Source organism: Hymenobacter agri (genome assembly GCF_054778495.1).
In genome coordinates this window covers 1-6,289 of the sequence record NZ_BAAGZM010000228.1, presented here as the reverse complement: position 1 = coordinate 6,289, position 6,289 = coordinate 1, and the positions used below count along the sequence as shown (strand labels likewise).

General features: G+C 62.5%; 6 protein-coding genes and 1 pseudogene. 3 read left to right on the top strand and 4 right to left on the bottom strand.

The annotated features are described in order from the left end of the window. The coding region (ppk1, locus tag ACYVDE_RS12360; RefSeq protein ID WP_460501851.1) for a polyphosphate kinase 1 at positions 1-1,087 on the top strand (1,087 nt) is incomplete at its 5' end. Positions 1,088-1,170: 83 nt separating this feature from the next. On the opposite strand, the gene ACYVDE_RS12355 is transcribed toward ppk1, so the two are convergent. The 3 genes from ACYVDE_RS12355 to ACYVDE_RS12345 all read right to left on the bottom strand — a co-directional run bounded on the left by ACYVDE_RS12355 (position 1,171) and on the right by ACYVDE_RS12345 (position 4,122). Further along, a complete protein-coding gene (locus ACYVDE_RS12355) occupies positions 1,171-2,268 on the bottom strand; it encodes a hypothetical protein (RefSeq protein WP_460501850.1) in 1,098 nt (365 codons plus the stop codon). A gap of 114 nt (positions 2,269-2,382) precedes the next feature. After that, positions 2,383-3,714: a GTPase HflX gene (gene hflX, locus ACYVDE_RS12350; protein WP_460501849.1), complete on the bottom strand. Its 1,332-nt coding sequence runs from the start codon at positions 3,712-3,714 to the stop codon at positions 2,383-2,385. Between the two features lie 117 nt (positions 3,715-3,831). After that, positions 3,832-4,122, bottom strand: coding sequence for a c-type cytochrome (locus ACYVDE_RS12345; RefSeq protein ID WP_460501848.1), 291 nt, complete (start codon positions 4,120-4,122; stop codon positions 3,832-3,834). A gap of 159 nt (positions 4,123-4,281) precedes the next feature. Between ACYVDE_RS12345 and ACYVDE_RS12340 the strand changes: the two genes are divergently transcribed. Together ACYVDE_RS12340 and rfbC are read left to right on the top strand one after the other, a co-directional pair. Continuing rightward, complete coding sequence (locus ACYVDE_RS12340) at positions 4,282-5,394, top strand: glycosyltransferase family 4 protein (protein ID WP_460501847.1); 1,113 nt, start codon at positions 4,282-4,284, stop codon at positions 5,392-5,394. A gap of 83 nt (positions 5,395-5,477) precedes the next feature. After that, positions 5,478-6,026 carry a dTDP-4-dehydrorhamnose 3,5-epimerase family protein gene (gene rfbC / locus ACYVDE_RS12335; protein ID WP_460501846.1) on the top strand — a complete coding sequence of 183 codons (549 nt, stop codon included), beginning with the start codon at positions 5,478-5,480 and terminating at the stop codon, positions 6,024-6,026. A 50-nt stretch (positions 6,027-6,076) separates the two neighbouring features. On the opposite strand, the pseudogene ACYVDE_RS12330 reads toward rfbC, so the two are convergent. Then, a pseudogene (locus tag ACYVDE_RS12330) lies at positions 6,077-6,289 on the bottom strand (UDP-N-acetylmuramoyl-tripeptide--D-alanyl-D-alanine ligase); the annotation flags it as partial.

Here is a 6,289-nt window from a genome sequence, read left to right as displayed (position 1 = left end):
CAGCCGCGGCAGCCTGCTGGCCGCCATCGGCCAGCGCGACCACCTGCTGCACCCGCCCTACCAGTCGTTCGACTACGTGTGCCGCCTGCTGCGCGAAGCTGCCACTGACCCGCGCGTGTCGGCCATCAGCATCACGCTTTACCGCGTGGCCAGCAAAAGTGCCGTCGTCAAAGCCCTGCTCAAAGCCGCCAAAAACGGCAAGCAGGTCACGGCCGTGGTCGAACTCAAAGCCCGCTTTGATGAAGAATCCAACCTCTTCTGGGCCGATAAGTTGAAGCGCGCCGGCGCCCACGTCGTCCTCACTCCACCCGAGCTCAAGGTGCACAGCAAGCTGCTGCTCATCACCCGCCGCGAACCCGACGAGACCACCCGCCAGTACGCTTACTTCAGCACCGGCAACTTCAACGAGAGCACCAGCGAGCTCTATACCGACCACGGCCTGTTCACCGCCAACCCCGTCCTCACCCGCGAAGCCGCCCTGGTGTTCGACTACCTGCGCGACCAGTCCACGGTGCCCGAGCTGCACCAGCTGCTGGTGGCCCCCTTCGGCCTGCGCCCCGGCCTGCTGGCCCTCATCGACTACGAAATCAAGCAGGCCAAAAAAGGCCACGACGCCTACATCATCCTCAAAGTAAACGCCGTCGAAGATGAGGCCATGATTGCCAAGCTCTACGAAGCCAGCCACGCCGGCGTGCGCGTCGAGCTCATCGTGCGCGGCATCGGCCGCCTCGTGCCCGGCCAGCCCGGTTTCAGCGAGAACATCCACCAGCGCGGCCTCGTCGACCGTTTCCTGGAGCACAGCCGCGTCTACGTCTTCGCCCACGGCGGCGAGGAAAAACTCTACGTCTCCTCCGCCGACTGGATGACCCGCAACCTCGACCGCCGCGTCGAAGTCGCCTTCCCCATCCTGGATGAAACGCTGCGCGCCGAAATCCGCCAGCTCCTCGACTTCCAGCGCCACGACAACGTGAAGGCCCGCGACTTCGACAACCAGTTCGTCGCCCCCGCCGAAGGCGAAAAGCCCCTGCAAGCCCAGGAAGCCACCTACAAGTGGCTAAAAGGTCTCAAGCGCCGCCAGAGGAAGTAGGGCGGAGTACCCCGAAATTTCATTTCGGCCCGCGATAACAACTCGTTCCAACATCCCGAAATAGAATTTCGGGGTACTTCGCCTTACTTCCGGCTGCGCTCGGCTTTTTGCAGCAGCTTCTTCGGCGGCACGATGAACAAATCGAGGCTGGCGTACGGCACCGCGCCCAGCTGGCTGTTGATGAGCCGGTCGCGGGTGCTGTTAGTGCGGTCGAAGGCGTTGAGCTGGTAGTTGTAGCGGTAGCCCGCCTCCACGCCCGTCCAGAGGAAGGACAGCAGCTCGTGCTCGTAGCGCAGGCGGAATTTCAGGTCAATCTGGCGCAGCTCCAGCGAGCGCACCGTCGGGTTGTTGGGCGAAGCGAAGGGCGCGCGCAGCTTCAGGTTGTAGTTGTTGCTGGCCACCTCGTAGCCCGCAAACAGCAGCGACCGGTCCGATAGATTGCGGCGCACCAGCACGCGCGCTGGAAACAGCGCTTCCACGCCCCAGCGCGGGTTGAACGTGCGGTTGTACACCAGCACTGGGTAGATGCTCTGCCGGCCCAGGTTGTAGCCCAGCTGCACGCCCAGGCCCCAGGCAAAGGTGGGGCTGCGCTTCCAGCCGTAAATAAATTCGCTAGTGACTTTCAGGTAATCAGTCACATTAAGCTCGTTCGACGTGTAGTCGCCATTCAGCTCAGTTTTGGTGCGGAAGATGTACCAGTGCACCGCGTCCACGGGCCGAATCACGGCCAGCTGCGCGCCAATCACCGTCAGGCCCTTGTCCTGAATGTTGCTGTAGAGGCCGTACTGGTCGGTAGTGGCCGGCGTGCTGAACTGGAACTCCTGCCGGTCGTAGTTCAAACCCAGAATCAGCTTCAGGTGCGGATGGTTGAGTAGCGGCGCGTAGGCCTTCACCGTCAGGTTGGCATTTTTGCTCACGGTGGTGTTGTAGTCGCCCGCGCCGCCGATGGCCGTACTTTTCAGGCTGAAATTGCCCGGAATCCGCTCGTATTTCACAATCAGGCCCTTGCTCGGGCCCATGCCCACCACCTGCGAGTTGGCAAACGTCTGGGCATCGGTGCGCGCCACGCCGGCCGTGTCGAGCGGAGCCGGCGGCGGGTACACGGGAATGTCCTGCGCAGCGGCCCGGCCCCAACCGAGCAGCAGCAAGCCGCCCAAACCAAGAAAACGCACCTGAGTCATAATAGAAAAGGCCGGGCCTGATGAAGCCCGGCCTTCGCCCTTACGGTAATGCTCACGTAACGTTCATGTGCGGCCGGCCAGCCAACAGTTTGATAATATTGCCGGGCCGCGGGGCTACTCGCTGGCCCAGGAATTGGTCTGGTACGGGAAGCGCTGCTGGTGCAGGGCCGCCACGCGCTTGCCTACCAGCTCGCGCAGCTCGTCCATGTTGGTGCGCTCCTGGGCCGAAACGAACACCACCGGGTCGTGCAGCTTGGCCATGTAAGTAGCTTGCAGCTGCGCCAGCGGCGGGCGCGGCGCAGTGCCGTCGTCTTCGGCATCGAGCACCTCGCCGAAGGGGTCCTGCTCGGCATCGTCGGCCTTGTACTGGTCAATCTTATTGAACACCAGTAGCATGGGCTTGTCGGCCGCGCCGATGTCGCCCAGCGTGTCGTTCACCACCTGAATCTGCTCCTCAAAGTTGGGGTGCGAAATGTCCACGACGTGCAAGAGCAAATCGGCCTCGCGAATCTCATCGAGCGTGCTCTTGAAGCTCTCGATGAGCTTGGTGGGCAGCTTGCGGATGAACCCCACCGTGTCGGAGAGTAGAAACGGCGTATTGTCGAGCACCACTTTGCGCGTGGTGGCATCTACGGTGGCGAAAAGCTTGTTTTCGGCGAATACTTCGGCCTTGCCCAGCACGTTCATCAGGGTGCTTTTGCCCACGTTGGTGTAGCCCACCAGCGCTACCCGAATGGTGCCGCCGCGGGCCTTGCGCTGGGTGTGGCTCTGCTTGTCGAGGTCTTCGAGCTTCTCTTTGAGGAAGGCAATGCGGTCGCGCACGATGCGGCGGTCAGTTTCAATCTCGGTTTCACCGGGGCCCTTCATGCCCACGCCGCCGCGCTGCTTGTCCAAGTGAGTCCAGAGACCCGTCAGGCGGGGCAGCAGGTACTGATACTGGGCCAGCTCGACCTGCGTGCGCGAGGTGGCCGACTTGGCCCGCAGCGCGAAAATATCGAGAATGAGCAGCGACCTGTCCACAATTTTCACCAGCAGCTCGGCCTCCAGGTTGCGCAGCTGAGAAGGGGAGAGGTCATCATCGAACACGACCATGCTGGTGCCTTCGTGCTGCACGTAGGCCTTGATTTCGGCCAGCTTGCCCTCGCCCACGTAGGTTCGGATGTCGGGCTTTTCGAGGCGCTGCACGAAGCGCTTGGTGGCGGTGGCGCCGGCCGTTTCAATCAGAAACGCCAGCTCGTCGAGGTATTCGGTGGTCTGGGCTTCGGACTGCCGGCGCGGCGGCACGCTCACGAGCACGGCGGTTTCCTGCTCTTTGGCGGTTTCGTAGGTGCCGTTGTCGGCGGCTTTAAGCAGGATGCGGCCGGCGCGGCCCTTCACGCCATCGACGGCGCCGACGTGGCGGGTGCTGTTGCCGGGCTTGCGGCCGCCGGATTGATTAGTTGCCATGAGAGAAAAATCGGAGTAGGGTACGGGGCTGGCCAAGCCCGTCGTTTGAATAGATAATGGGTACGTTGCAAACCCGATAACGGCCATGCAATGGCGGGCGGGGGCCGGCCCCGCGCCCTATTTCAGGGTGAGCGAGTAGGCCACTACCTGCTGCACCTGCGCCGGCGTGAGGGTTTTGCCAAAGGCCGGCATCTTGCCCATGCCGTTGGTAACGAGGTAGGTACGACCAAACTCATTGAGGTTGCTCTTGGTGAGGTCGTGCGCGCCGTTGCGGCCCAGCTTGCCGTTGGCGCCGTGGCAGCGCGCGCAGTTCTTTTGGAAGATGGCCTGCCCGGGTAGCGTAGGCGGCGTAGCCTGGGCCAGCTGCGGCAGTAGCAGCAGCGCAGCAGCAGAAAGTCGAAGAGTCATAGCCAGCATAACACGCAAAGAGCCCACAAAGTACCGGCGGAAATAGTGAAATAGTGAGAAGGTGAAATAGTGCGTTTGTGATGGAACGAGTGCAGGTCAAATCCGTAAGGCCGACCTTTGCCCTAGAACTCACCATTTCACCCCTCACAACTCACCGTTTTGCGCGTCGCCCTCGTCATCAACACCAGCTGGAATATCTGGAATTTTCGCGCCAGCCTCGTGCGGGCCCTGCAGGCCGCCGGCCACGAAGTGCTGGCCATTGCCCCGCCCGACGACTACTCGGCGCGCCTCGAAACTGAGCTCGGCTGCCGCTTCGTACCCATCCTGATGGAAAACAAGGGCACTAATCCCGTGAAGGATGCCGCCCTCACCCGCCGTTTCTACCAGATTTACAAGCGCGAAAAACCCGATGTGGTGCTGCATTACACCATCAAGCCCAACATCTACGGCAGCATTGCGGCCAAGCTGGCGGGCATCCCCAGCATCAACAACGTGAGCGGGCTGGGCACGGTGTTCATCATCAAGAACTTCGTGAGTAAGGTGGCGCTGGGCCTCTACCGCTTCGCCTTCCGCTTCCCGGCCACGGTGTTTTTTCAGAACGGCGACGACCGGCAGCTCTTCCTCGATAACGGCCTGGTGCGCCGCGAAATCACCGACCTGCTGCCCGGCTCCGGCGTCGATACCAAAAAATTCAAGCCCGCCTCCGAGTTCCGCCGCAACCAGCCCTTCGTGTTTCTGATGGTGGCCCGGGTGCTGTATGAGAAGGGTGTGGTCGAATACTTCGAGGCCGCTAAGCTCATTCGCCAGGCCGTGCCCGGCACCCGCATTCAGCTGCTGGGCGGGCTCGACGAGGCCGGCGGCGTGGGCGTGCCCCGCGCCACGTTCGAGGAATGGCTGAAATCGGGCGACATCGAGTACCTGGGCCGCTCCGACGATGTGGCCGCCCACCTGCACCAGGCCGACTGCGTGGTGCTGCCCAGCTACCGCGAAGGCACGCCCAAAACCCTGCTCGAAGCCGCCGCCTGCGGCAAGCCCATCGTGACGACTGACGTGCCCGGCTGCCGCGAAACCGTGGTCGATGGCCGCAACGGCTTCCTCTGCCAGGTGCGCTCGGGCGAAGACCTGGCCGCCAAAATGCTGCAAGTGCTGCGCCTCAATGATGCCGACCTGCGCGGCATGGGCCAGAACAGCCGCTACCTGGCCGAAACCAAATTCGATGAGCAGCTGGTGCTGAACAAGTACCTGGCTGCCGTGGCCGCCGTGCGCAAATAGCCAAAAACGTCCGTCATCCTCATCTGGTGCTTTGTATTCAGCAGCACCAAACCGTCTTTCCCAACCAGATACCTTTGCCCCCAATGCAAGCAATTCAACACCCCCTGGCGGGTCTACTCGAGTTTGTGCCCCGCCTGTTCGGCGACCCGCGCGGCGTTTTCTACGAAACCTACAGCGCCCGTACCATGCAGGCGCTGGGCCTGCCCGCCGACCTGGATTGGGTGCAGGACAACCAGTCGAAATCGCAGCCCGGTGTGGTGCGGGGCCTGCATTTTCAGCGCCCGCCCCACGCCCAGGCCAAGCTGGTGCGCGTCGCCAAAGGCCGCGCCCTCGATGTGGTGGTCGACATCCGCCGCGACTCGCCCACCTACGGCCAGCACGCCAAAATCGAGCTCAGCGAAGCCCAGGGCAACATGCTGCTCGTGCCCGTTGGTTTCGCCCACGGCTTTGTGGCTTTAGAGGAAGACACTCTCTTCCTCTACAAATGCTCCAACTACTATGCCCCCGCCAGCGAGGGTGGCCTGCTTTGGAACGACCCCGCTCTCGGCATTGAGTGGGGGGTAACGGAAGCCATTATTTCCCCCAAAGACGCTATCCTGCCCACGCTGGCGGATTTGGATAGCCCGTTTTAATCTTCGTCTGTCATTGCCGCGCTCCACTGCGTTCCGCTCGCAATGACAGGCTATAGAAATTCCACCAGCGTTTCCAGGGCCATGCCGCGGCTACCCTTCACCAGCACCTGCCGGCCCTGCACGGGATTTTGGCGCAGCCATTCAGCCGCTTCGGCTTTAGTGGCAAAGTGTTGGGCTGCCGGGGCTTGGGCCGCCGCGCCGGCCATTTCGGGGCCGATGAGCAGCACCTGCGGCAGCGGCAGCAAGGCCAGCAGCTGGCCCAG